Source organism: Shinella sp. (assembly GCF_035998705.1).
Classification (GTDB): domain Bacteria; phylum Pseudomonadota; class Alphaproteobacteria; order Rhizobiales; family Rhizobiaceae; genus Shinella.
In genome coordinates, this window is sequence record NZ_DASYHH010000030.1 from 1 (window position 1) to 25,184 (window position 25,184).

General features: G+C 62.7%; 27 protein-coding genes. 13 read left to right on the top strand and 14 right to left on the bottom strand.

The annotated features are described in order from the left end of the window. Positions 1–143 precede the first annotated feature (143 nt). Positions 144–752, bottom strand: a complete 609-nt coding sequence (locus VGN93_RS27705; protein ID WP_327510202.1) for a flavin reductase family protein — start codon at positions 750–752, stop codon at positions 144–146. Positions 753–756: 4 nt separating this feature from the next. Next, positions 757–1,341 (bottom strand): nitroreductase, encoded by a 585-nt coding sequence (locus VGN93_RS27710; protein WP_327510172.1) that lies wholly within the window; start codon positions 1,339–1,341, stop codon positions 757–759. Between the two features lie 101 nt (positions 1,342–1,442). On the opposite strand from VGN93_RS27710, the gene VGN93_RS27715 reads away from it, so the two are divergent. Further along, on the top strand, positions 1,443–2,447 hold the full coding sequence (locus VGN93_RS27715; protein WP_319324833.1) for a hypothetical protein: 1,005 nt from the start codon (positions 1,443–1,445) through the stop codon (positions 2,445–2,447). On the opposite strand, the gene VGN93_RS27720 is transcribed toward VGN93_RS27715, so the two are convergent. The 6 genes from VGN93_RS27720 to VGN93_RS27745 form a co-directional block, all read right to left on the bottom strand. Further along, complete coding sequence (locus tag VGN93_RS27720; protein ID WP_327510173.1) at positions 2,444–3,280, bottom strand: lysophospholipid acyltransferase family protein; 837 nt, start codon at positions 3,278–3,280, stop codon at positions 2,444–2,446. The two genes, VGN93_RS27715 and VGN93_RS27720, sit on opposite strands and share 4 nt — an antisense overlap. Before the next feature lie 185 nt (positions 3,281–3,465). After that, on the bottom strand, positions 3,466–5,436 hold the full coding sequence (thrS, locus tag VGN93_RS27725; protein ID WP_327510174.1) for a threonine--tRNA ligase: 1,971 nt from the start codon (positions 5,434–5,436) through the stop codon (positions 3,466–3,468). Between the two features lie 200 nt (positions 5,437–5,636). Continuing rightward, the gene (locus VGN93_RS27730) at positions 5,637–6,551 is read right to left on the bottom strand and encodes a hypothetical protein (protein ID WP_327510175.1); all 915 of its coding nucleotides are present in this window, start codon (positions 6,549–6,551) and stop codon (positions 5,637–5,639) included. 381 nt (positions 6,552–6,932) lie between these two features. Beyond that, a complete protein-coding gene (locus VGN93_RS27735; RefSeq protein WP_327510176.1) occupies positions 6,933–7,460 on the bottom strand; it encodes a DUF1697 domain-containing protein in 528 nt (175 codons plus the stop codon). A gap of 3 nt (positions 7,461–7,463) precedes the next feature. Next, positions 7,464–7,832 (bottom strand): membrane protein insertion efficiency factor YidD, encoded by a 369-nt coding sequence (yidD, locus tag VGN93_RS27740; RefSeq protein ID WP_327510177.1) that lies wholly within the window; start codon positions 7,830–7,832, stop codon positions 7,464–7,466. A 6-nt stretch (positions 7,833–7,838) separates the two neighbouring features. After that, positions 7,839–8,285, bottom strand: coding sequence for an iron-sulfur cluster assembly scaffold protein (locus VGN93_RS27745; protein ID WP_256115819.1), 447 nt, complete (start codon positions 8,283–8,285; stop codon positions 7,839–7,841). A 332-nt stretch (positions 8,286–8,617) separates the two neighbouring features. Here VGN93_RS27745 and folE point away from each other — a divergent pair, with 332 nt between their 5' ends. From folE to VGN93_RS27760, 3 genes are all read left to right on the top strand, one after another. Further along, a complete protein-coding gene (gene folE, locus VGN93_RS27750) occupies positions 8,618–9,229 on the top strand; it encodes a GTP cyclohydrolase I FolE (protein WP_319321388.1) in 612 nt (203 codons plus the stop codon). Positions 9,230–9,233: 4 nt separating this feature from the next. After that, positions 9,234–9,680 carry a phosphoribosyl-AMP cyclohydrolase gene (gene hisI, locus VGN93_RS27755; RefSeq protein WP_327510203.1) on the top strand — a complete coding sequence of 149 codons (447 nt, stop codon included), beginning with the start codon at positions 9,234–9,236 and terminating at the stop codon, positions 9,678–9,680. 364 nt (positions 9,681–10,044) lie between these two features. Next, positions 10,045–11,007: a patatin-like phospholipase family protein gene (locus tag VGN93_RS27760; RefSeq protein ID WP_319321389.1), complete on the top strand. Its 963-nt coding sequence runs from the start codon at positions 10,045–10,047 to the stop codon at positions 11,005–11,007. A gap of 71 nt (positions 11,008–11,078) precedes the next feature. Here VGN93_RS27760 and VGN93_RS27765 read toward each other — a convergent pair whose 3' ends face one another. Together VGN93_RS27765 and VGN93_RS27770 are read right to left on the bottom strand one after the other, a co-directional pair. Beyond that, positions 11,079–11,507, bottom strand: coding sequence for a CBS domain-containing protein (locus VGN93_RS27765; protein ID WP_319321391.1), 429 nt, complete (start codon positions 11,505–11,507; stop codon positions 11,079–11,081). Between the two features lie 191 nt (positions 11,508–11,698). After that, entirely contained in the window at positions 11,699–12,439 is a 741-nt protein-coding gene (locus VGN93_RS27770; RefSeq protein WP_327510178.1) for a rhomboid family intramembrane serine protease, read from the bottom strand. A gap of 292 nt (positions 12,440–12,731) precedes the next feature. Between VGN93_RS27770 and VGN93_RS27775 the strand changes: the two genes are divergently transcribed. From VGN93_RS27775 to VGN93_RS27800, 6 genes are all read left to right on the top strand, one after another. Next, the gene (locus tag VGN93_RS27775) at positions 12,732–13,367 is read left to right on the top strand and encodes a PAS domain-containing protein (RefSeq protein WP_327510179.1); all 636 of its coding nucleotides are present in this window, start codon (positions 12,732–12,734) and stop codon (positions 13,365–13,367) included. A gap of 145 nt (positions 13,368–13,512) precedes the next feature. Next, positions 13,513–14,124 (top strand): PilZ domain-containing protein, encoded by a 612-nt coding sequence (locus VGN93_RS27780; RefSeq protein ID WP_319321401.1) that lies wholly within the window; start codon positions 13,513–13,515, stop codon positions 14,122–14,124. 486 nt (positions 14,125–14,610) lie between these two features. Next, positions 14,611–15,210 carry a transglutaminase-like cysteine peptidase gene (locus VGN93_RS27785; protein WP_327510180.1) on the top strand — a complete coding sequence of 200 codons (600 nt, stop codon included), beginning with the start codon at positions 14,611–14,613 and terminating at the stop codon, positions 15,208–15,210. Between the two features lie 261 nt (positions 15,211–15,471). Further along, positions 15,472–16,233, top strand: coding sequence for a hypothetical protein (locus tag VGN93_RS27790; RefSeq protein ID WP_327510181.1), 762 nt, complete (start codon positions 15,472–15,474; stop codon positions 16,231–16,233). Positions 16,234–16,365: 132 nt separating this feature from the next. Then, positions 16,366–17,832 carry a D-alanyl-D-alanine carboxypeptidase gene (locus VGN93_RS27795; RefSeq protein ID WP_327510182.1) on the top strand — a complete coding sequence of 489 codons (1,467 nt, stop codon included), beginning with the start codon at positions 16,366–16,368 and terminating at the stop codon, positions 17,830–17,832. 172 nt (positions 17,833–18,004) lie between these two features. Beyond that, positions 18,005–18,277: a hypothetical protein gene (locus VGN93_RS27800; RefSeq protein ID WP_319321412.1), complete on the top strand. Its 273-nt coding sequence runs from the start codon at positions 18,005–18,007 to the stop codon at positions 18,275–18,277. A gap of 13 nt (positions 18,278–18,290) precedes the next feature. On the opposite strand, the gene VGN93_RS27805 is transcribed toward VGN93_RS27800, so the two are convergent. Continuing rightward, positions 18,291–18,728 carry a DUF1489 family protein gene (locus tag VGN93_RS27805; protein ID WP_319321415.1) on the bottom strand — a complete coding sequence of 146 codons (438 nt, stop codon included), beginning with the start codon at positions 18,726–18,728 and terminating at the stop codon, positions 18,291–18,293. A 76-nt stretch (positions 18,729–18,804) separates the two neighbouring features. Further along, entirely contained in the window at positions 18,805–20,205 is a 1,401-nt protein-coding gene (locus tag VGN93_RS27810; RefSeq protein ID WP_319321418.1) for an L-serine ammonia-lyase, read from the bottom strand. 553 nt (positions 20,206–20,758) lie between these two features. Here VGN93_RS27810 and VGN93_RS27815 point away from each other — a divergent pair. The 3 genes from VGN93_RS27815 (at position 20,759) to VGN93_RS27825 (ending at position 23,042) form a co-directional block, all read left to right on the top strand. After that, positions 20,759–21,448: a DUF599 domain-containing protein gene (locus VGN93_RS27815; RefSeq protein WP_327510183.1), complete on the top strand. Its 690-nt coding sequence runs from the start codon at positions 20,759–20,761 to the stop codon at positions 21,446–21,448. A gap of 78 nt (positions 21,449–21,526) precedes the next feature. Then, positions 21,527–22,564 (top strand): DUF1624 domain-containing protein, encoded by a 1,038-nt coding sequence (locus VGN93_RS27820; RefSeq protein ID WP_414714197.1) that lies wholly within the window; start codon positions 21,527–21,529, stop codon positions 22,562–22,564. A gap of 4 nt (positions 22,565–22,568) precedes the next feature. Beyond that, entirely contained in the window at positions 22,569–23,042 is a 474-nt protein-coding gene (locus VGN93_RS27825) for an isoprenylcysteine carboxylmethyltransferase family protein (protein ID WP_319321424.1), read from the top strand. 7 nt (positions 23,043–23,049) lie between these two features. On the opposite strand, the gene VGN93_RS27830 is transcribed toward VGN93_RS27825, so the two are convergent. Next, positions 23,050–23,436 carry a MerR family transcriptional regulator gene (locus tag VGN93_RS27830; protein WP_256115801.1) on the bottom strand — a complete coding sequence of 129 codons (387 nt, stop codon included), beginning with the start codon at positions 23,434–23,436 and terminating at the stop codon, positions 23,050–23,052. A 63-nt stretch (positions 23,437–23,499) separates the two neighbouring features. Further along, positions 23,500–24,930 carry a magnesium transporter gene (gene mgtE, locus VGN93_RS27835; protein ID WP_327510184.1) on the bottom strand — a complete coding sequence of 477 codons (1,431 nt, stop codon included), beginning with the start codon at positions 24,928–24,930 and terminating at the stop codon, positions 23,500–23,502. Positions 24,931–25,184: the final 254 nt, after the last annotated feature.

Here is a 25,184-nt window from a genome sequence, read left to right on the forward strand (position 1 = left end):
AAGGGCAAACCAGCCAAGCTCGTCATCATCGCCATCGCAAGACGCCTCCTCGTCGCCCTCAATGCAGCCGTGAGGGACAACAGAGCGTTCCTGTCTTGACATCTCACAACACAGTTGCTCGGGCTTGACCCGAGGATCCACCCTCACCCGACCTTCGGCCGCCCCATGGCGAAGACATCCGTCCCGCCATCGCAATAGTCCATATAGCCCATGCGGCCGAGCGGACGGGCGACCGCCATGTCGATCCTGCCGTCGCGCAGGACTTCCGGGCTGATGTGGATGCCGACCACCTGGCCGAACACCACCCAGTTGTCCGATTCCCGGCCGTCGAGATCGACCGGCCGCAGGGTCTGCGTCGCGCGGCATTCGAGCGCGGCGTAGGCCTCGCCGACATAGGGCGCATCGACGAGGCGGCCGGTGACCGGCGTAAGCTTGGCGATGTCGAATTCATCGACGCCATAAGGAACGGCGACCGAACTCGCATTCATCTCCTCGGCCAGATGCCGGCTTGCCAGCGAGCAGGTGAAGACGCCGGTCTCCTCGATATTCGTCACGCTGTCCTTGTGGCCGCTCGACGAGAACATCACGAGCTTCGGCCGGTCGCTCACCGCGTTGAAGAACGAATAGGGCGAGAGGTTCAGCCGCCCGTCCGCCGCCTTGGTGCCGATCCAGCCGATCGGCCGCGGCGCGACGATCGCCTTGAAGGGATCGTGCTTCAGGCCGTGGGCGTTGTCCGTCGTGTCGTAGAACAGCGCGTCAAGTCTCATCGCCCACCCATGTGACGATCTCGGCCAGTTCCGGCCGTGGCCGCTCGGTCGGCGGCACGGTGGGCGTGCCGATATGGATGAAGCCGGCGATCTTCTCGCCCTCGTTGACACCGAGGATCGCATAGGCGCGCGGGTCGTAGGCATACCACTCTGTCAGCCAGTTCGACGAGAAACCATGCGCATTGGCCGCCATCACCAGGTTGAGGCAGACGGCGCCGGCCGACATGAGCTGCTCCCATTCCGGGATCTTGACATGCGGCGCGACGCGGCTGACGACGGCAACGACGACCGGCGCGCGGGTGAGCCGCGTGTTTTCCACCTTCACCATCTCGTCGGAAAGCTCCGGCTTGTCGCCGATCGCGATTTTCGCAAGTGCCTCGCTGATGCGGCGGCGCTCCTCGCCGCGATAGACGATGAAGCGCCAGGGCGCGAGCTTGCCGTGGTCCGGCACGCGCGAGGCGAGTGTCAGCATTGCCTCGACTTCGCCCTTCGAGGGACCGGGTTCGCCCATCTGGAAGGCAGGGATCGACCGGCGGGTCGAAAGATAATCGATCAGCTTGATTTCGGTTTTCATCGGGGAGGAGTTCCAATAACTTGGCCCGCGGACGCGGCCTTGAAAATGCCATTAGCCGGGTCTTCAAGTGGAGCCTTACAGTCAGGAAGTCAACCGTCCCCATGCGCATGCCGCCCCGTCCCGCCCCCCATTTCGGCATTGCCGTGAGCGTCGCGATCGTGACCCTCGTCTCGTCCTTCGTACCGGCGCGCGCGCAGGAATCGCTGGACAGTTTCTCCCAGATCGGCACGCCGCTGAAGAGCGGCAAGCTCACCTCGTTCAACCCGATCGTCACCGGCGAGGCAACGCCGGCAAACCTGCGCGACGTGACCTGCGAGGCGCTGCTGACGAAGGACGGCAGCCCCATGCAGCACGGCCTCACCTGGCGCGTCTTCTCGCCGATCCCGGGTGCCGACGGCAAGCTGCCGCTGCTCGCCACCTCCGAGGGCGGCTCGGCCGCCTTCCAGCTCGTGCCCGGCGAATATTTCGTCAACGTCGCCTTCGGCCGCGCCGGCGCCACGAAGAAGCTGCTGGTGCCCGCGGATGGCGATGTCGACAAGCAGGTCATGGTGCTCGATGCCGGCGGCATCATGCTGAACGCCGTTTCCGGCTCCGACGTGCGCATTCCGCCGAAGGAACTGAGCTTTTCGATCTTCGCCGCCGAAGTGCGTGAGGATGGCGAGCGCAACCTCGTCGTGCCCGAGGTGAAGCCGAATTCCGTGGTACGGCTGAACGCCGGCACCTACCACGTCGTCTCCGACTACGGCACGGTCAACGCCGTCATCCGCGCCGACATCCAGGTCGAGGCGGGAAAACTGACGCGCGCGACCATCCAGCATCGCGCAGCGAAACTGACGCTGAAACTCGTCTCCGAAGCCGGCGGCGAGGCGATCGCCGACACGGCCTGGTCGATCCTCACCTCGTCTGGCGACACGGTCAGCGAAAGCGTGGGGGCCTTCCCGACGCTGGTTCTGGCCGAAGGCAGCTACATCGCCGTCGCCCGCAACAAGAACCGCATCTACCAGCGCGATTTCGCGGTGAAGGCCGGCGTCAATACCGATGTCGAAGTGCTGCTCGACGAAAACGCCAACGAGCAGAAGGCCGCCGCCGAGGACGTCGTCGACTAACCGGCCCGCCGCAAAAACGGCTTCGGCCGCGGCGCCATGGCGAAGACGGCCTCGTAGAGCCGCGCCATGACGGTCTTGCGGTCGCCCGCATCGAGCTCCGCCCAGGGAATGACGCCGCCGATGCGCGCGGCGATCGTCGAACCGGAAAGTTTCTGGAACTCGCGGATCAGGAGCGACAGCCTGAGCGTCATCGAGACCTTGCTCGCCAGATGGAAGAGCCGGCCGTTCTGCCCCTCGAAGAAGACGGGAATGACGTTGGCCTGCGCCGACTGGATGAGCTTTGCCGGAAACATCTTCCACGGCAGGTCTTCCGCGCGCCCGAACACCTTCTTCGCCGTCGCAACGCCGCCCGCCGGAAACACGATCACCGTCGTGCCCTCCTTGAGCAGCCGCACGGCTTCCGCCCGCGTCTTCATGTTGAGCGCAAGCGCCTCCTTGGTGTCCTCGAAGGAGACCGGCAGCGCATAGGGCTGCATTTCCGGCACTTTCAACAGATCGTTGTGGATCATCACCTTGAACGGCCGGCCGAGCTGTTCGGCGAGCGCCAGCACCGCGATGCCGTCGCCGATGCCGAACGGGTGGTTGGCGACGATGACGACCGGCCCCTCAGGCAGCTCCAGCGGCGGCCAGGAGCCCTGCACGCGCAGCCGCACATTGATGAGGTCCAGCATGTCGCCGAAGACCCGCGTGCTGCTGCCGACGATGGATTGGCGCCATATGTCGTAGAGTCGGGCGTAGCGGTTACGACCGGCGAGACCTTCCATGGAGCGGATGAACCATCGTTTGAGGCGCGGATCGTTTTCGTTGGCGTAGGAGAGTTCCTTGAACCGCACGGTGTTCCCCAAAAACCCCGTCCTCTCCTCCGTCATGCTCGGGCTTGACCCGAGCATCCATGCCTCTCGGCCGCTTGTGGATCCTCGGGTCAAGCCCGAGGATGACGTGGGTGGGTGGGCAAAAAGATAATCCCGCACTGGCTAGCACGGGATCATGACAGTTTTCCGACACTCGGCGTGGAGGCTCACGCCTTGCCGAGCTTGCGCTTCAGGTCCGGGGCCATGGCTTCCAGCGTCAGCGCGGCGATCGCCTCGTCCAGCGACATCGCCGTCTGGTTCTGCGAACCGAGGCGGCGGATGTTGACGGAGCGTTCCTCCGCCTCCCGTTTGCCGCAGACGACGATGACCGGAACCTTGGTCACCGAATGTTCGCGGACCTTGTAGTTGATCTTCTCGTTGCGGAAGTCGGTCTCGACGACCAGGCCGGCATCGCGCAGCTTCTCCGCCACCTCGCGGCCATAGTCGTCCGCCTCCGAGGTGATGGTCGCCACCACCACCTGCATCGGCGCGATCCACAGCGGCATGTGGCCGGCAAAGTTCTCGATGAGAATGCCGAGGAAACGCTCCATCGAGCCGCAGATGGCGCGGTGGATCATCACCGGCTGCTTCTTGTCGGAGTTCTGGTCGATGTAGAAGGCGCCGAACCGTTCCGGCAGGTTGAAGTCGACCTGCGTCGTGCCGCACTGCCATTCGCGGCCGATGGCGTCCTTCAGCGTATATTCGAACTTCGGCCCGTAGAACGCGCCCTCGCCCGGCAGGATGCCGGTCTTGATGTTGTTCGACTGCTGCTGGATCGTCTCCAGCACCTGCATCATCACGCCCTCGGCCCGATCCCACAATTCGTCGGAGCCGACGCGCTTTTCCGGACGCGTGGAGAGCTTGATGGTGACCTCGTCGAACCCGAAATCCTTGTAGACCGAGAGGATGAGGTCGTTGATGCGCAGGCACTCCGCCGCCATCTGCTCGTCGGTGCAGAAGACATGCGCATCGTCCTGCGTGAAGCCGCGCACGCGCATAAGCCCGTGCAGCGCGCCGGAAGGCTCGTAGCGATGCACATTGCCGAATTCCGCAAGGCGAACAGGCAGTTCTCGATAGGACTTCAAGCCATGCTTGAAGATCTGCACATGCCCCGGGCAGTTCATCGGCTTCAGCGCGAAGACGCGCTCGTCGTCGGTCTCGTCGCCGGCAACGGTCACCTTGAACATGTTGTCGCGATACCAGCCCCAGTGGCCGGAGGTTTCCCACAGCGACTTGTCGAGCACCTGCGGCGCATTCACCTCCTCATAAGTGCCGGCGAGACGACGGCGCATGTAGGCGACGAGCGTCTGGAACATGCGCCAGCCCTTGCCGTGCCAGAAAACGACGCCCGGCCCTTCCTCCTGGAAGTGGAACAGGTCCATTTCGCGGCCGAGCTTGCGATGGTCGCGCTTCTCGGCTTCTGCGAGGATGTGCAGATAGCTGTCGAGCTCCTCCTGCGTGCGCCAGGCGGTGCCGTAGATGCGCGTCAGCATCGGGTTGTTGCTGTCGCCGCGCCAATAGGCGCCCGCGACCTTCATCAGCTTGAAGGCCGTGCCGATCTGGCCGGTCGCGGCCATGTGCGGACCGCGACACAGGTCGAACCAGTCGCCCTGGTAATAAATCTTCAGGTCCTGCCCCTCGGGGATCGCATCGACCAGTTCGACCTTGTACTTCTCGCCCTTGGCGGCAAAGACGTCCTTGGCCTTGTCGCGCGACCACACTTCCCGGGTGAACGGCTTGTTGCGCTGGATGATCTCCTTCATGCGCTTTTCGATCTTCGGCAGATCGTCCGGCGTGAAGGGCTCGTCCTTGGCAAAGTCGTAATAGAAGCCGTTGTCGATGACCGGACCGATGGTCACCTGCGTGCCCGGCCAAAGCTCCTGCACCGCCTCGGCCATCACATGGGCGGCGTCGTGCCGGATCAGCTCCAGCGCACGATCGTCCTCGCGGGTGACGATCTCGATCCGGCCGTTCGAAACGGTCTCGGAGAGATCGCGCAGCTCGCCATCGAGCGCAATCGCAATCGCCTTCTTGGCGAGCGACTTGGAAATCGCCTCGGCAACATCACGCCCGGTCGAGCCCGCGGGATAGTCGCGGACGGAGCCATCGGGAAAAATGAGGGAAACGGGTGCAGACATGAAAAAATCTCCTATCCAGTCCCGCCAACGAATGCGGGTGGTATGCGAGGGTAAAGCCGGAATGCCGGCCCGTGCGTCGCGCGGTATAAGGGGAAAATGGGGGGATTGGAAGGGGTGACAAGAGAGTAATTCGGCGCAGCATCAAAGCTGCAAATACGGCATGCGTCGCAAATCTGCACCGCATAAGTAACTCGAACTTTTTAGCGCATTAAAAGCTCGTTGAGCAGATCATCTGCGGATGGAAGAGCTTCACGTTGCAAGATTGCCTGACATGTGATGCGTAGGAGACCCCATGCACGCATCCATTGGACCGTGTCCACGGATAAATTTGACCCATGGGCAATTTTACTACGGTCGCCGTAGCTCTTCTTTGCAATGGCGTAGGTTGAAGCCCGAGGCACAATCGGCGCGCACAACTCCGCCAACAAGATCGACGTGCGATATGTAATTTCGGACTCGATCCGGAAGAGGCTCTCAAGCGCCTGCCAAATGTGCAGAATTGAAGAAGACAGGTCGGGCATTAAAGGTGCTTTTGCGAGTGCTGAACATATATTCCGCACGGCAGGGTATTTATCTTCGATACTTTGCCAGATAGGCACGGCGCTTGCCGCCTCCACGAACGCATCACATGTCAAGTTGTTGGTTAAGTGCTCCAAATCGCCGCGAAGACACATTAGAGAAAGCTCGTTTGGCCATCCCTCAATCTTTGCCTCAGTGATGGTTATCCCGTGACGTAAACCTTCATGTAGCCTATCCACACTTGAGCCGGATGACCGTGCATTTATTCCAGCATATGAGTTTAAAGAATAATTCGTAGCAAACGGGGCGAGGGTTGGAGAAATCCCTTGGCTATAGAGGATGGCGCGCAGCACATTTAACTTCCTGCATGCCTTTTCATAATCGTCGGCGTCCACCAAGATTTCGAGATTAACTTGGGCTAAAAAAATCTGCATCAACTCGACAGGCAGTCTAATAGGGTGCTTTTCAGCCACTAATGAGTATAGGTCAAAAATTGATACGCCCCATTTTCGGCAAACTAAAGAAAAATCACCACGATTAGCGTCCTCAACAGCTGATGGCGTCCAAAACAATATGGGAAAATAATACGGCGCCATGTTCACACCCTGCAAGAATAACTGTCGATAACAATCGGATATACAAAATCTACCGATTAGCAGTGGAGAATATCAAATCCCAGTTTCCTCTCTATCAAATTCTATGATGGCGGAAAACGACAGATGCCGTAAGAGCGAATCTTTACAGTTTTCCCCACCCCCAAAACCTCGCATATCCTAAAAATCCTTCCACCGCCGGACGGATCGCGTGACGTGTCGATGCGGGTGGGAGGAGGCGCTTTCGTTTTCTGCCGGGACGTGCGGCAGGGGCGGAAGAGGTGCGAAACGCTGCGGGAATGTGAATTTCCGTTGTGACAGGCTTCCCGCTTCCCCGCGTACGCGAGGTCGGTTTAGAGCCGCCATGCAAGCCGCTCTGCCCCGTCAGCCGAGCATCGCCGCGAGGCCGTTGACGGTGTTGGCGTTGCGCAGCGTGCCGATGCCGAGCTTTTTGGTCGTCAGGTGCGAGAGCAGTTTCGTCTCGCTCGGCTTGCCGCGAAAGTCGATCCAGAGATCGCCGTCGACGAAGGCGAGGCGCAGTTCCGGCGCGGCGAGTGTTTCGAGTTTTTCGAGCGCCGCGGGGCCGAGCGGTTCGCGCATCACGCGCACGCAGACATTGGCGCCGTCATCGCCGGGAAAGGGATTGCCCGCGGCGAGCCGTTTCCAGGCGTCGGCGCGGCGCAGGATGATATCGACAGGCTTGCCGAATGTCTGGCGGAACGCCGCTTCCAGCCGGTTTTCGAGCGTCGAGAGGGCCGCCTCCTCCGCATCGAAGACGAGGTTGCCGGTCGCGACCAGCGTGCGGGCATTGGCAAAACCGAGCCTCTCGGCCATAGCCTTCAGCTCCGTCATCACGACGCGGCGGCCGGGACCGAGCACGATCGAGTGCAGGAGGGCGACATGGGTGCCCATGAACTAGTCCTTGCCCCTTTTTGCAACGCGCCACAGCCGCCACGGCGCCCACCAGCGAAAGCGGTTCTCCAGCGCCTCCGGCACGGGATCGAAGCCATGCGTGCCGCCGGGGCCGCAGCGGGCGACGCGGAACAGCGCCAGAAACCCGCCCTGCCACACGCCGTGGCGGGCGATCGCCTCGTAACCGTATTCCGAGCAGGTCGGCAGATGCCGGCAGCCATGGCCGATGAAGCCGGAGAGCGTCAGCTGGTAGAGCCGGATGAAGCCCATGCCGGCAAGGCGGCCCGGCGTGCGGCGGAACGGACCCGGCCAGTTGCGGCCCCTATAGGCGAGCCGTGCCTCGGCGTGCCGGCAATCCGGGGCGTCGCACACCGCGCCTCACCCCGCCTTTTCCAGCCGCTTCGCCTCGATCTGGCCGATGGCATCCACCACGGCATCGAAGGTCAGCATGGTGGAGGCATGGCGGGCCTTGTAGTCCTTGACGGGCTTCAGGAAGCGCATGTCCTCGAAGCGGCCGTCCGGCCCCTCGCCGTCCGCCTTCAGCATGGCGAGCATTTTTTCGCGCGCGTCGCGGATTTCGGCGGTCGTCGCGCCGATGACGTGGCGCGCCATGATCGAGGAGGAGGCCTGGCCGAGCGCGCAGGCCTTCACCTCATGGGCGAAATCGGTGACGCGGTCGCCGTCGAGCTTCAGGTAGATTTTCACCCGCGAGCCGCACAGCTTGGAATGCGCGCCGGCCTCGGCATCCGCATCGGCGAGCGTGCCGATGCGCGGGATATTGCCGGCGAATTCCAGGATGCGGCTGTTATAGATATCGTCCATCATGGCCCTGTTTTTCGCATTTTTTGCGGAATCTTCAATGATCCGAGGAGATTATTCCGATGTCGTCGGTAAAAAAGCATACCGCGTCGCATCACGCCTCTTTCGCAGTCATCGTTCGATACTATATGATAACTCGTATTGGGGTGAGCGTTTTGCAAGGAGCAAAACATCACCTGTTGATTGGGAAACCGTGCCGGACGGTCTAGTGCACTGAGAAGCCGAGACCCGAAAGCCCCGGAGCCCGCCGACGGAACCCAAGCCTGCAGGGTTAGGCGAATGGCCAGTGGCGAGTCCGATATACAGGTCAGGTAGCCTGCAGAAAGGTCGATGGGTCCATGGACGCCATAGTCACCAATTTTCCGCGTGTCGACGATCCGTCGGGCCGCCCTTCGCAGAAAGAGGCGGAGGATGCCGTTCGCGTCCTGCTTCGCTGGGCGGGCGACGATCCGGAGCGTGAGGGGCTGCTCGACACGCCCAAGCGTGTTGCGAAAGCCTATCGCGAGCTTTTTTCCGGTTATGACCTCGCCGCCGAGGACGTGCTGGGCCGCACCTTCGAAGAGGTCGCCGGCTATGACGACATGGTGCTGGTGAAGGACATTCCGTTCTTCTCGCATTGTGAACACCATATGGTGCCGATCATCGGCAAGGCGCATGTCGCCTACCTGCCGAACGGCCGTGTGCTGGGCCTGTCGAAAATCGCCCGCGTCGTGGAAATCTTCGGCCGCCGTTTGCAGACGCAGGAAACCATGACGGCGCAGATCGCGCGCTCGATCGACGAGACGCTGAACCCGCGTGGCGTCGCGGTGATGATCGAGGCCGAGCATATGTGCATGGCGATGCGTGGCGTCCAGAAACAGGGCTCGACAACGCTCACCACCACCTTTACCGGTGCCTTCAAGACCGAACCGACCGAGCAGGTGCGGTTCATGACGATGATCCGGAGCTAGTCCTATCACCTTCAAATCCCCCTCCAACGACAAGGCCGAGCTCGAAACCGGCCCGGCCTTCACGCCCCGTTTCGACGAACACGGCCTGGTGACGGCCGTGGTGACGGACGTCAAGGACGGCGAGTTGCTGATGGTCGCCCACATGAACGCGCAATCGCTGGCGCTGACCATCGAGACCGGCGTCGCGCATTACTGGAGCCGCTCGCGCAAGTCGCTCTGGAAGAAGGGGGAAACCTCCGGCAACCTCCAGACGGTCGTGGAACTGCGCACCGATTGCGACCAGGATGCCGTATGGCTGAAGGTCTCCGTCGCCGGCCACGACGCGACCTGCCACACCGGGCGCCGTTCGTGTTTCTATCGCACGGTCGCCAACGGCCCGGATGGCGCTGTGCTGACGATCACCGGCGGCGAACCGCAGTTCGATCCGGCGGCGATCTACGGTAAAAATTAAGCATCTGCGCGGATTCCGTGCGGTTTCGGCACGGATTCACCAATTGGCAACCGGTCGGGACGCCTAATGCACGCATGGCGGCTTCTAACCCCGCCATGCGGATCAGGACCATGGAACCCAATCGCTGTCGTGCGTCACAACCGGTTTCCAACGCCGCCCCGAAGGGGACGACGATCCGACGGGCAAGCGCCCGCCTTCCGTTTCGACAGGACGCTCGCGGGAAGCCCCACAGACAGATTTTTCTCGCAAAAGTTCCCCGCGTCACAGTCTGCATCTATCCTGTCATCTATTGTGTAGCGGATAGGCCCGCGGCCCTGGAACTGATCGCCTCGGCGCGAATTCCTCTTCGTAACGGAGGTCCGGAATGCTGAACTGGAGTTTCAATCGTAGTCTCGTAACGGCGGATGCATCAGATCCGGGCGGCCCTTCCATGAACGACATGTCTCACATTCCCGCGCCGGCTCCGCCGCGCAAACCCAAGATCGCGCTGGCGCTGGGCGGCGGTGCGGCCCGCGGCTGGGCCCATATCGGCGTGCTGCGGGCACTCGACGAGGAAGGCATCCCCGTCGGCATGATCGCCGGCACCTCGATCGGTGCGCTCGTCGGCGGCTGCTACCTCGCCGGCAAGCTCGATGAGCTCGAGGCCTTCGCCCGCTCGCTCACCATGCGGCGCATCGCGAGCCTGCTCGATTTCACCATTCGCGGTTCCGGCCTGTTCGGCGGCATGCGGCTGACGAAGCGCATGCAGGAGCATCTGGAGAACCTGTCGATCGAGGATCTCGACCGGCCCTTCGTGGCGGTCGCGACCGAAGTCAACAGCGGCCACGAGGTCTGGATCAACAGCGGCTCGCTGATCACCGCGATCCGCGCCTCCTACGCCCTGCCCGGCATTTTCGAGCCGATCAAGTGCAACAACCGCACGCTGGTCGATGGCGCGCTGGTCAATCCCGTGCCGGTTTCGGTCTGTCGGGCGCATGAGGAGCCGCTGGTCGTCGCCGTCAACCTCAACTACGACCTCTACGGCCGCTCGGCTGTCATCAAGCACAGCGCCAGCCAGCAGAAGATCGACGATCACAAGCAGGAAGACAGTGCTGCGCGCCTCGGGCTGACGAGCGTCATGGTGCAGTCCTTCAACATCATCCAGGACCGCATTTCACGCGCACGGCTTGCCGGCGACCCGCCGGATCTGTCGCTGCATCCCAAACTGTCGGATATCGGCCTTTCGGAATTCCACCGCGCCGGCGAAGCGATCGACCGCGGCTATCTGGAAGCCAAGGCGCGGATTTTCGAGATCAAGCGCATGCAGGAAGCCGTGCTGATGCGCTGAGCGCTTTCAGCAGGCAAAGACACGTGCGGGCGGAGCGATTGATCGGTCCGCCCGGGTTCCGGGTCTTGCAATCAGCCTGAGATATAGGCCTTGATGGCGTCCGCTTCGTGCTTGATCGCCCTGATATGGGACTTCACCACGTCGCCGATCGAGATGATGCCGACAAGCCGCCCTTCCTTTTCCACCGGGATATGGCGGGCGCGCAGCTTGCTCATCATTTCCATGAGACCTTCGACGGTCTGGGTCTCGTCGCAGCGATGGACATTGCCCCACATGATGGAGGAAATGGGTTTGTCCAGGCATTCCGCGCCGTTGCGGGCGACGGCGGCAACGATGTCGCGCTCGGTCACAATGCCGGCAATGCGGTCGTTGCGATCGACGATGACGATGGCGCCGATGTGGTTTTCATGCAGATAGACGGCAGCCTGCTTGACTGTGAGCTGCGGGCCGCCGGTTACGACGTTGCGGCCTTTTTCGTCCAGTATCGTCTTTACATACATGCGTACCTCCCGTGTGCATCATAACGCAGAGAGGCGGGACACCCGCGCAGGGATGCCCTGCCAGCAACCGGCGCGACATCCGCGTTCCTCCCGCGCTATGTCGCTCCCGTCCCGGTGTGCATGTGCGAACCGGAACGACGTCCATGGTGCGCCACGATAGAGGCGATTGCAAGACCGCTAATGGACTATCGTTAATCGCGACGGCTTTCGGCGATCGCGACGTCGAACAGCGGGAAACACAGGAAGCCGAACAGGAAGCCGCCGATATGCGCCTCCCAGGCGATCGCGCCGCTGGCGACCGAGCCGAAAATCTGGCCGAAGCCGATCAAGAAGTTCGTCAGGAACCAGATGCCGGAAAAGACCAGCACGGAGCGGTTGGAAAGCGCTTCGGGGATGGTCAGGCGGCGGTTGAGATGGGCGAACTGCCGGCTGATGCGACCGCTCGGCGAGAAGACGAAGCGGGCCGCCGCCCCCATCAGGCCGGAGACCACGCCGGACGCGCCGACGACGAGGATCATCGTGCCCCAATGCAGCGCCGCGTGAAAGGCGACGGCGGCAATGGCGGAGAGGCACCAGAAGAGAAAGAAGCGCCGAAGGCCGATGCGCCGCACGACCGGAGCGCCGAAGGCGACCATCCAGAAGGCGTTGAAGATCAGGTGTTCCCAGCTGCCATGCAGCAGCGAATAGGTGACCGGGCTCCACAACCAGCCAAGATCCTGCTCGGACAAGGGGATGGAGTAGCGGGCGGGAATGAAGGCGAAGTGCAGGAGCACGGATTCGTCGGCTTGAGCGGAGAGGACATAGGTGCGCACGACATGGATGAGCGTCAGCAGCGCCAAAATTGCGACGAGACTGCCCGGCAGGTTGAATGCCGGTTCTCGCCTTTGGACATGCGTCCCGCCGCCCTGCTCTTCAATGCCGTCATGACTCATGGCCGTTCCACCAAATTCATAAAATACGAGTCGCGCTTATACAGAGAAAAGAAAGGCCGTGCAGCTTTCGCTGACGGCCGGTGCCCCCAATCCCCGGGGCTGAATTGATGTGCAGTAAACCATTCCCTCGTGGAGGGATGACCGGATGTTCCTCCAGGCCGGCCGGCGATGCAATCGAAAGCATTCGTTAACCTTAACGGCGCTGTGGCACGAAACTCGCTCCTCTGTTCGAAAAACCACCGTACGCACGGCCTTTCGTGCCGGAACGGAACAGAATCGATTGGAAGCGCGCATGCAGACGAAGGCCGTCACGGCACTTTATGACTACTGGACACGGCAGCGCGGCGACCGCGCCGTGCCGCTGCGCAGCGCCATAGAGCCTGCCGACATTGCGCCCATTCTGCCCGACGTCTTCATTCTGGAACACAACAGGCTCGACGATCCGCGCTTCCGCCTCGCCGGCACGCGGCTCTGCGCGCAGTTCGGGCGCGAGCTCAAGGGCGCCGGCTTCGACAAGCTTTTCGCGCCGGACCTGCGCCTGCGCGTCGCCCGGATCACGGAAAACGTGATGGCGCATGCGGCGCCCGCCGTCATGCAGATCGCGCTGGTCGACGGCAGTCTCGATACGACGGAGGCGGAAATCGTGCTTCTGCCGCTCGCCACCAAGGGAAAGGCGGCAGACCGCATCATCGGCGCCTTCGCGCCCCTGCCCGGCCAGCGGCAGCCGCTTTCCGCCTTTCGCTATGCGACGCTGGGCGCGCTCTCGGTCATCGATCCGAGCCGTGCCAACAGCTTTGGCGGCAACCGGCCGGCCGTGCCCATGCCCACCTCGATCATGGCGGTCCGACCGGCCGGTCTCGGGCAGACGATGAGCCGCGTGCTGCATCTGAGAATCTTCGAGGGCGGCCGCCAGGGTGACGATAGGTGAGGCTGAAGACCGAAACACAACCAGAAACGCCTCTAAGTTGTCGGAATACACGCCGGTGGCGATTTTTCAACGTGGCGGAAAACCTTCTGTTAACCCCGAAAGATTAAGAGTTGGAAAGAGATAAGATCATCAGGCACGCGCGCACATGTATTCTTTCCAGCAAGCATCGCCCGCCGTCCGGAAACCGCAGCCCGACCAGCGCAGCTTCCAGCGCGTCTCGGTGAACCTGCCCGGCCGCCTGATGCTGGCCAATCACGATGAATATGAATGCACGGTGCTCGACATGTCGCCGGGCGATGCGAGTTTCATCTGCCTGGGGCGTCCGCGCATAGGCGAACGGATCATCTCCTATGTCGATCATCTCGGCCGGATCGAGGGGACGGTCGCCACGCTCAGCGACGCCGGCTTCGCCATCCTCCTCAACGCGACGGACCGCAAGCGCGAGAAGCTCGCAGCACAGCTCACCTGGATCGCCAACAAACACGAACTGGGCCTGCCGGAAGACCGCCGCCACAACCGCCTGACGCCGCGCAACACCAGCACCGACCTGACGCTCGATGACGGCCGACGCTATCCCTGCCGCATCATCGACCTTTCGATGTCCGGCGCGGCCGTCGATATCGACGTGCGGCCGGCGCTCGGCACGCCCGTGCAGCTCGGCCATATGAAGGGCCGCGTCGTGCGCCATTTCCAGGAAGGCGTCGCCATCGAGTTTTCGTCCGTGCAGTCGAAGGACGCGCTGACCGCATTCCTGTAGCATTTCGGGACGACCGAAGGTCGTATTGTACCATGAGGGCCCTGCGGGGCCCTTTGCTGTTTCAAGGCGGGACAGCGCGCCCTTGTCAAAAATAATCGCAAAAATATTTTTGTCCGCCAAAAGGCCCTTCGGCTCCCTCCGCACGACGCAAGCGCCATCGCGGCCCCGTTGCCGGTAGCGACGCCGGACGTCGTTAGACGCTTCCCATAGGCTTCGCTCCTTGGCCTTGCTACCAAATGCTCCGCCGATACCGGAGGAAAATTTCTTTGGAATCAAACGATTGAGCGAAATCCGCCCGCATCGACCCGGGGGAAAATCCATTCAAATTTTAATCAAATACGCATCAAGTACAATTCAAATTCGTCTCCAATTTTATTCTTGTTTTATTCTTATACCGTCTTGATTTGAGCTAAGTTATACTTCCGTTTTTCGCGCAAGCTCAAAACATCCCTGTCATTGTGATCTCATCGAACGGGGACAGACACAATGAAAAAAACGATCAGGACAGGGACGTTTGCTTTTCTCTTCTCGCTGGCTGCCGCAGGTGCCGCAATGGCGCTGCCGGCCAACATTCCGCTGGCGGGCGGCACCAACCAGCCCATCGGCCACTACGAATTCTGCAAGCAGTACAGCGACGAATGCGGCTCGACCGGCAAGGACAAGGGACCTTTGGCGCTGACGCAGGAAAACTGGAAGACGATCCTCAACGTCAACTACACGATCAACACGGACGTGCAGCCGTTGACCGACATGGAGATTTACGGCGTCGAGGAACGCTGGGCCTATCCCGACGCCGTCGGCGACTGCGAAGACTATGTGCTCCTGAAGCGCAAGCGCCTGATCGAGGCCGGCATCTCGCCGTCGAACCTCTTGATCACCGTCGTGCTCCAGCCGAACGGCGAAGGCCATGCGGTGCTCACCGTGCGCACCGATCGCGGCGACTTCGTGCTCGACAACATGCGCAACAAGGTCCTGCTCTGGTCGCAGACCGAATACCGCTTCCTGAAGCGCCAGTCCTCGGCGAATGCCGGCAAGTGGGTGAAACTGCAAGACGGTCGTGCCGACGCCGTCGGTAGCGTCAAGTAGTCCCGGTCGCCAGAACGGCGCCGCATGAAGAGATTGCCCGGCGGGAATGCCGCCGGGCGCGAAAAAGGGCCCGGTCAGTCCCCCAATCCCCGTCCCGACCATGGCCCTGCGGCCGGTTCTGCTGTCCCGGAACCGGCCGCTTTCTTTTGAGCACCCACCCATGCCCGATCTCAACCGAAAATTAACCCTGTTGGCAGACGCTCCGGCAAAGGTCGCCGTCCCTTGAAACCGGTCCCGACCAGGCACAGCGAGGGATGTGAGATGACAGCGGCAGCGACCGGCAATGAAGACCATGCCCCCCTCTTCTCCAATCGCCTGCTGACACGCCTGACCGTCTCCGTCACGGTTCTCGCCGGCCTGACCGTCGCCATCAGCCTTGCCGGCCGCATGCTTGGCGAACGCATCGCGCTTGCCGGCCACACGGAAAGTGCGCAGCCGGTGGATGTCGTCATCGGCCAGGACCAGATCCGGCTTCCCGCCAACACGATCCGCTTCGAGGAACAGCGCCAGACCGGCCGCGCCGAACGGGTCGATCTCTACCTGACCTGGCCCGAGATGAAGGGTTATTCCAACGCCGAGCGTGGCCGTTTCAACGATGCCAGCCGTCCTGAGAGCCTGATTTTCCTCAATCTTTCGCAAAGCACCATGTCGAAGGACATGTCCGGTCGGCTGGGGCCGATCTACAGCCATCTCTTCGATGACCGGCCCGAACCCGGCCCGGCCGGCCTCACCTTGCAGCCGCTGAAGGAAACCTCCGGCTATGGCGGCGAGGTCTTCTTCACCGGGGAACTGCCGGACGGCTCCGATTATGCGGTGCGCTGCATGATGCCCGCCGACCCTTCGCAATCGACGAGCGCGGATTGCCAGCGCGATATCCACATCGGCCGCGATCTTTCTGTGCTTTATCGTTTTTCGAGCAGACTTTTGCCGCAGTGGCAGGCCATGGAGGCGCGCGTTCGCGACTATCTCGGCCAGTCCTTCGTCGAGGACGGCCATCCCTCGTCCGCCCGCCAGAACCGATAACCCCGTCGATAAAACCCGGCCAATCTCAGAAACCAATGATTCATCATAAACCGATTGGTAACGCTATCCCGCTACTGTGCTGGGAACGGTCGTTTCGGGAGCTCCCACCCGGATCACATGTGCAATCCAAGCATGAAGAGTAGCCTAGTGTCCCGTTCCGCATTCCTCGATTTTCTCCCCCGCTCTTGTCAGGCAATTGCCACTGCGGCGAAAGGTCTGGTGATCGTGGGGATGGTCGCCACCGTAGCCGTCGCGACCCCGGCCGAGGCCAATCCGAAATATTCCGGCATCGTCATCGACGCGAAAACCGGCAAGGTACTCTACAGCGAAGACGCCGATGCGCTGCGTTATCCCGCTTCGCTGACCAAGATGATGACGCTGTACCTCACCTTCGAGGCGCTGGAGGCCGGAAAGATCCGCCTCAACACCCGCGTCCCCTTCTCGAAGAATGCCTCCAGCGAACCGCCGACCAAGCTCGGCGTGGGGGCCGGCAATTCCATCACGGTCGAGCAGGCCATGCTCGGTCTCATCACCCGTTCGGCGAATGACGCCTCCACGGCGCTTGCCGAATTCCTCGGCGGCTCGGAAGAGCGGTTTGCCCGCATCATGACGCAGAAGGCGCGCGCGCTCGGCATGACGCGCACCGTCTATCGCAACGCGAACGGCCTGCCCAATACGGCACAGGTGACGACCGCACGCGACCAGGCCCGTCTCGGCATCGCGCTGCGCCAGCACTTTCCGCAGTATTACGACTACTTTTCGGTGCGCAGCTTCCGCTTCGGCAAGCAGACCATCAACGGCCATAACCGCCTGCTCGGCAGCGTGCGCGGCGTGGACGGCATCAAGACCGGTTACACCCGCGCCTCCGGCTACAATCTCGTGACCTCGGCCGTCGCCGATGGCCGCAGCGTCGTCGGCGTCGTCATCGGCGGCCGTTCGGGTGCCGCCCGCGACCAGCAGATGCGCAAGCTTATCGCCACCTATATGCCGAAGGCCTCGCGCCGCGGCGGCGGCGACCTGATCGCCGAAACCAAGGATGCGCCGACGCTGACCGCGGAAGCCGTGACGAAGAAAACCGCGACCGCGTCGCTTGCCGGCGGCCTCGACCTGCCGGAAAACGGCCCGATCCCGACCTATCGCTACAACGAAGCCCGCATCGAGACGGCCTATGCCGCAACGGCGGACGAAGGCTCGGAAGTCGTCGGCAAGCGGGCGCTCGCCGCCACGCTGAAGATCCAGCGCGACAGCGCCGTTCCGCCGGAAGAGCTGACGGAACAGGGTGACACCGGGGGCGACGTCGACAAGCTGACCACCTCCTCCACCATTGCCGCCGTCGCATCGGAATCCCTGCCTTCGGGCTGGGTGATCCAGATCGGCGCGACGCCGGACCGCGGCCAGGCGCAGGACCTGCTTTCCAAGGCGAAAGACCAGGGCGGCAAGGCGCTTTCCAGCGCGCAGCCCTTCACGGTCGCCGTCAACAGCGGCAGCCAGCAGCTCTACCGCGCCCGTTTCGGTGGCTTCGATGGCCAGGATCGCGCTGCCGCAGCCTGCAAGGTGCTGAAGCGCAAGGGTTTCGCCTGCTGGGCCAGCCAGCAGTAAAAACGACCGGGGCGCGCCCGCTTGTTCGGCGCGTTTCCAAAGACGACCGCCCTTGCATCCGCAACGGCCACCGGACAGGTTTTGCGTACCGGAGGCAGCGGGGCAAAGGCAGGCGGACCACCGTGAAAACGGTTCTGCCATCCTCGATTTGGTATTGCGTACGAGGCTGATCATGGCGATGAACGAAAACCTGTTCGATGTCCCTCCGGAAGCGCGCGACGAAAAGCGCAAGTCGCTGAAGGGAACGCTCCATCCGCTGCACGAGGCGGCGATGCGGATTGCGGATATCGGGCTCGGCCGTTCCCGCAACAAGACGAAGGACCTCGTCGGCATGCTGCTCGCGCACGGCGCCCGCGCCTGGCGCTCCGGGCAGCCCGCCGCCGGGATCCATCTCCATGTCGGCGTCAGCGAACGCCGGCATGCGGTGCGCCTGCGCATCCGCTGAGCGCTGAAAATCTCTAGAGAAGTCCGAGTTCGGCCAGTTCGCGCCGAAGCTCCAGCGGCAGGTCGGCCGTGCCGTCGCCCATGTTCTTCAGGTCACGCGGCGCATCGTCGTCGGTGAGATAGCGCCAGCCCTGGAAGGCGCGGCGCGGCTGGTATTCGGTCTCGACGACTTCGGGTCCCAGCACCAGTTCGCAGCGCGAAATGCCGTCGACATCGGTAAAACTCTTCAGGCCGAGCAAGGGCTGGCGCGCCTGCACCTGCCCCTTGATCACCCAATAGAGCGAGCCGCCGTCGAGCAGTTCCTGGTCGCGCTTCGGGATCATGCGGGTGATATGGCTGGAATGCGGCTCCATGCCAGCGGCAATCGCGATCAGCGCGCGTTCGGACACCCATTCGCGCAGGTCATCGATCGAGTCCGCGCCAACACAGAGTTTGATGAGATGTAGGGCCATGGCTCTTTGAACGCTCTTGCGGCGACCGGGTCAAGGGGCGGCCGCGTCGCACTCCACAGGGAACAGAGGCCAAGCCTCAGCACTCCACCACGTTGACGGCGAGGCCGCCGGTGGAGGTTTCCTTGTACTTCTCGTTCATGTCGACGCCGGTCTGGCGCATCGTCTCGATACAGGCGTCGAGCGGCACGAAATGCACGCCGTCGCCCTTCAGCGCCAGCGAGGCCGCCGTCACCGCCTTCACGGCGCCGAGCGCATTGCGTTCGATGCAGGGCACCTGGACGAGGCCGGCGATCGGGTCGCAGGTCATCCCGAGATGATGTTCCAGCGCGATCTCCGCGGCATTCTCCACCTGTTCCGGCGTGCCGCCCATGACGGCGGCGAGGCCGGCGGCGGCCATGGCGGAAGCGGAGCCCACCTCCCCCTGACAGCCGACTTCGGCGCCCGAGATCGAGGCATTGTGCTTGATGATGCCGCCGACGGCCGCCGCCGTCAGCAGGTAGTCACGAATGCCGTCCTGGTCGGCATCCTCGTGGAAATGCAGGTAGTAGCGGATCGTGGCCGGCACGACGCCGGCCGCGCCATTGGTCGGCGAGGTGACGACGCGGCCACCGGCGGCGTTCTCCTCGTTGACCGCCATGGCGTAGACCGAAAGCCAGTCGTTGGCGAGCAGCGGGTTCGCCTTGTTGGAACGCCACTCCTCCTGCAGCTTGTCGTGGATCGAGCGGGCGCGGCGGCGCACCTTCAGCCCGCCCGGCATGATGCCTTCGTTCTTCAGGCCGCGGTCGATACAGCTCTTCATCGCGCCCCAGATGCGGTCGAGGCCGTCATCCAGCTCGATGCGCGACATGGTCGCTTCCTCGTTCGCGCGCTTCATCTGCGCGATTGTCAGGCCGGAACGCCCGGCCATCTCCAGCATCTGCTTGGCGGAGGCGAAGGGGAACGGCACTTTCTTGTCGCCGGCGCGTGCCTTGCTGGCGCGCATCTGTTCGAGCTCGGTATCGGTGACGACGAAACCGCCGCCGACGGAATAGTAGATGCGCTTCAGGAGCAGCCGGTCGTCGCGGTCGTAGGCGGAGAAGGTCATGCCGTTGGCGTGGCCCGGCAGCGGGTTCTTCTTGTCGAAGATCAGGTCGGTCTTCGGCTGGAAGGCATAGCCGGGATGGCCGGGCGGCGTGATGCGGCCGGTGCGCTCCACCTCGCCGATGATCGCGTCCATGCGGTCCGGATCGACCGAATCCGGCCGCTCGCCCATCAGGCCGAGCACGACGGCCCGGTCTGAGCCATGGCCGACGCCGGTATAGGCGAGCGAGCCGTGCAGGCTCATGCGGATGGTCGCGACCTGGGCGCCCGCAGGGCGCGGCCAGTCGGACGACAGGATGAGGTCGAGGAAGCGGTTCGCCGCCGACATCGGCCCCATCGTGTGGGAGCTCGAAGGCCCGATACCAATCTTGAAGACATCAAATACCGAAAGAAACATTCCCGGACTTCTCCTTGCCGCGGCAGGCGCACGCTTTGACCCGTGAAGCTACGTTATCATGCGCCGCACATAAGGCGATCTCCCGACATCGGGTTTTACCTGCGCGACATATACGGCCAAAAACAAAAACAGCGCGCCTGGGAGAGCGCGCTGTTTATGTAAGGATGATGGCCTGGTGTTTTCAGATGCCGCCGAAGAGATAGGCAATAACCAGAACTGCGCCAAAACCAAGAACTGCACGGGCGGTGACACCCCAGCAGGATTTCTGAACAGTGCTTTCCATGATTTCCCCGATTGGAAGACTATCGCGACGGCGTGTTCGGCCCCGCATGGCGCCCTGTTTAATGAAGATTTCATGAAACCGCAATCGCGAAAAATGGCAAAACCAAGGCTCGCAGGACATAGGAGCCCGGCGTAAAATGCATGACCTGTCGCAAAATCAGACAGTTATCGTTTCGTGCCGGCTTTTGAGGCTGCCGTCATTCCGCCCAAGGTCTAAACAGGCTTGCAGCGGCGCTTGCAAAATGTGCGATCCATGGCAAAACGCTGAGCCATGAGCACACTCGACCTCGTCGCCCTCGCCATTTTCCTCGTCCTGTGGACGGGATATTCCTGGATCACCGAGCGCGCAAAGCTGTTCGACCGCGTCAGCCTGACAAGGGCGATGAGTTCGCAGCGCGCGGTCTGGATCCGCAATGCCATGCACCGCGATCTGCGGATGATCGACACGCAGATCATGGCCGGCCTGCAGAACGGCACGGCCTTCTTCGCCTCCACCTCGATTTTCGCGCTCGGCGGCTGTTTTGCGCTGCTTGGCGCCACCGAGCAGGTCTTTGCCATTTTCAGCGACCTGCCGCTGGTCTTTCAGGGCAGTCGCGCCGGTTTCGAACTGAAGGTCGGCGGCCTCGCAGGGATCTTCGGCTACGCCTTCTTCAAGTTCGGCTGGTCCTACCGGCTGTTCAACTATTGCACGATCCTGCTCGGCGCCATCCCGATGAGCGGCGACGTGCACAAGGACCCGGCCGGCGCCGACCTCGCCGCCGACAAGGTCATCCGCATGAACATCCTTGCGGCGAAACATTTCAACATGGGCCTGCGCGCCATCTTCCTGTCGATCGGCTATCTCGGCTGGTTCATCAGCCCCTATCTGTTCATCGCGACGACCATCGGCATCATCATCGTGCTTGTGCGCCGGCAGTTCTATTCGGAAGCGCGCCTCGCCGTGCTGGAACGCCTGGACTGACAAGGACCTCCCACCGGCCACCTTTCGGCCATCCGCCCGGCGCAAGCTTGGCGTGACATTCTCCCATGGACCAAAGCAATGCAGCGACCCCGACCCATGACGACGACGGTGATTGACGGCAATTTGGCAGAGGGCAGCGCCGCGACGCGCCGTAGCCCGCGCATTCCGTTGATCGACCAGCTCCGCGCTATCGCGCTGATCGCCATGGCGATCTACCATTTCACCTGGGATCTCGGCTTTTTCGGCTATATCGCGCCGGAGACCGCCACGACCGGCGGCTGGAAAATTTTCGCACGCGTGATCGCCGGCAGTTTCCTGTTCCTCGCCGGCTTCAGCCTCGTGCTCGGCCATGCACAGGGTTTTCAGCCGCGGGCGTTTTTCATCCGGCTCGGCAAGATCGGGCTGGCGGCAGCGGCGATCAGCATCGCCACCTGGTTCGCCTTCCCCGACACGTTCATCTTCTTCGGCATCCTGCACGCCATCGCGGCCGCGAGCCTCATCGGCCTCATCTTCGTGCGCCTGCCGGTCGTCGTGACGCTCGCGGCCGCCGCGGCCGCCGTCGCCGCGCCTTTCTACCTGCGCGCACCGCTATTCGATCACCCGGCGCTCTGGTGGGTCGGGCTCTCGGTCAACGTGCCGCGCTCAAACGACTATGTGCCTTTGCTGCCGTGGCTGGCGCCCGTGCTGCTCGGCATCGCTATCGCCCGGCTCTTCGTCGCCAGTTCGCTGCCGGAGCGGCTCGCCGGCTACGGCGCTACAACAAAAATCTGGTGGAAAAGCCTGCTGGAAAAAGCCGGCCGCCACAGTCTCGCCATCTACCTTATCCATCAGCCCGTGCTGATCGCGCTCGTCTACGGCTTTTCCCTCGTGGTGCCGGCGCCTGCGGCCGACCCCGTCGAGAGCTACACCAAGAGCTGCGTCAGCGCCTGCGAAAGCGAGCGCGGCGCCGGTTTCTGCCAGAGTTTTTGCGGCTGCACGCTCACCCGGCTGATGGAGCAGAACCTCTTCGCCGACCTCAACCGCGGCGCGATCGACGTGACGAAGGATGAGCGCATCGGTGCGATCTCGTCGCAATGCACGGCAAATGCCGAAACGGAAACCGAGCTGAAGGAATAGGATCATGAACGCCTATCGCATGAAGCCTCTCGCCTTTCCCTGGCCGCCGCTGATCTACGGCGCGGCCATAGCGGCGGCCTTCCTGCTGCAGGCGTGGTTTCCGCTGGCGGTGTCCGACACGAATATCTGGATTGCGCGCGCGGCCGGCGGCGTGCTGATCGTCACCGCGATCGTGCTGGATGTCTGGGCGATGCGCACGCTGCTCGACAATCACACGACGATCATGCCGAACCGCTGTTCGACCCATCTGGTGACCTCCGGCCCATACCGCTTCACCCGCAATCCGATCTATCTCGGCTATACGCTGGCGACGGCCGGCATGGGCCTTGCCATGCTCAATCCCTGGTGCCTCGTGACGGCAACCGTCGCCGCAGCCGTCACCAGCATCATCGCGATCAAGCGCGAGGAGCTGCATCTGCTCTCCCGCTTCGGCATCGATTTCGAACGCTATTGCACCGGCACGTCGCGCTGGATCTGAAGGAGGATCAAGTACCGACGCCGATTTCGGCCAGGCGCGTCAGGCACGCTTCCTCGACATTGTCGAGCTCGGTCAGCGTCTCCTCGATGTCACGCCGCTTCTGGCGCAGTTCCTCGCGCTTTTCGCTGACCTTGGCCATCAGCAATTCGAGCTGCCCGACTTCACCCGGTGGATCCTTGTAGACGCGGATGATGTCGCGGATTTCCGCAATGGTGAAGCCGATGCGGCGCCCGCGCAGGATTTCCTGGATCAGGCGGCGATCGGCCGGGCGGAACAGACGCGTGCGGCCGCGGCGCTCGGGATGGATCAGCCCCTCGTCCTCGTAGAAGCGCAGGGTACGGGTGGAAACCCCGAATTCGCGCGTCAGCTCGGTTATGGTATAAAACTTGTCCACGCCTGCTCCGATCTCGTCTGAGCGGGCATTTTATTGACTTTTACGTATAAGTCAATTTTCGGCTTATCTTATAGCAAACCACCACGTCGCAAGCCCTAGGAACGCAAAGAACCCGACGATATCGGTGACCGCCGTGACGAAGACGCTGGAGGAGACCGCGGGGTCGGCGCCGGCCCGGTCGAGCAGCATGGGAATGGTGATGCCGGCGAGCGCTGCGGCGCACATGTTGATCAGCATGGCGACCGCGATGACGCCGCCGATATTGATATCGTGGAACCACAGAGCCGCGACGCAGCCGATCACGACACCGAAGGCGACGCCATGCAGCAGGCCGACGCCGGCCTCGCGGCGCACGACGCGCCAGGCATTGTGGATGTCGAGGTCGCGGGTCGCGAGCGCGCGCACCGTCACGGTCATCGTCTGCGAGCCCGCATTGCCGCCCATGCCGGCAACGATCGGCATCAGCACGGCAAGCGCCACGATTTCCTCGATCGTCGCCTCGAACAGCGAAATGACGGAGGCCGCGAGGAAGGCGGTCAGCAGGTTGACCAGCAGCCACGGCGCGCGCGAGCGCACGGTCTCGATGGTCTTGTCCGACAGTTCTTCGTCGCCGACGCCGCCGAGGCGCATCAGGTCTTCCTCGGCCTCTTCCTGGATGACGTCGACCACGTCGTCGATGGTGAGCACGCCGACGAGGCGGTCGTTCTCGTCGACGACGGCGGCCGAGAGAAGGTCGTACTGCTCGAAGAGCTGGGCGGCCTCTTCCTGGTCCATCTCGGCCGGGATCGGGTGGTTCGTCTCGCGCATGATCGCTTCGATCTTCGTGTTGCGCGACGTGCGCAGCACGCGGTCGAGATCGATGGCGCCGAGCAGGCGGAAGGTCGGGTCGATGACGAAAATCTGCGAAAAACTCTCCGGCAGGTCGGCATCCTCGCGCAGGTAGTCGATCGTCTGGCCGATCGTCCAGAACGGCGGCACAGCGACGAACTCGGTCTGCATGCGCCGGCCGGCCGTGCTTTCCGGATAGTCGAGCGAACGACGCAGGCGAATCCGTTCGGTGAACGGGAGTTTGGAAAGGATTTCCTCCTGGTCCTCCTGGTCGAGGTCTTCCAGGATGTAGACGGCGTCGTCCGAATCCATCTCGCCGAGCGCCGCGGCGATCTGGTCGTTCGGCATGTGCTCGACGATGTCGAGGCGGATCGCCTCGTCGACCTCGGTCAGCGCCGCAAGGTCGAAATCGTCGCCGAGCAGCGAGACGAGCTGGCGGCGCTGCTCCGGCTGGATCGCCTCCAAGAGGTCGCCCATTTCCGATTCATGCAGCCTTGCCACGTGGCGGCGCAGGAAGATCAGGTCGCGATCGGCAATCGCCGCGCCGACATACATCAGGAAATCCGAGCGGATCGAACCGTCCTCGGCGTAGATGTCCTCGCCGTCGAAGGTACTGTGTTCTGCCTGTCCCTTGTGGATGCGGTGGTCGTCGCCGGTGTTTTCCATCGGGCCGCTCCTTGCGTCGGGATCGTCCCACCTGGCGCGCCGGCCGAGCAGAAACGACAGGGATTACGTGCAGGGTTTCCTCGAAGCGCCCTCGCCGGGCGCGCCGCTCAACATCGTGCTAAAGCAAAGCGCGCGGCCGGTCCATCACCGAAAGCGGCAAAAGCCGGCGCGAGACAAAAAATTCGCAACCTGTTGCAATTTCATGAAAATCGCACGATTCGCGACGCCCGGAAGCGGCCCGGGATTTCCCGCCT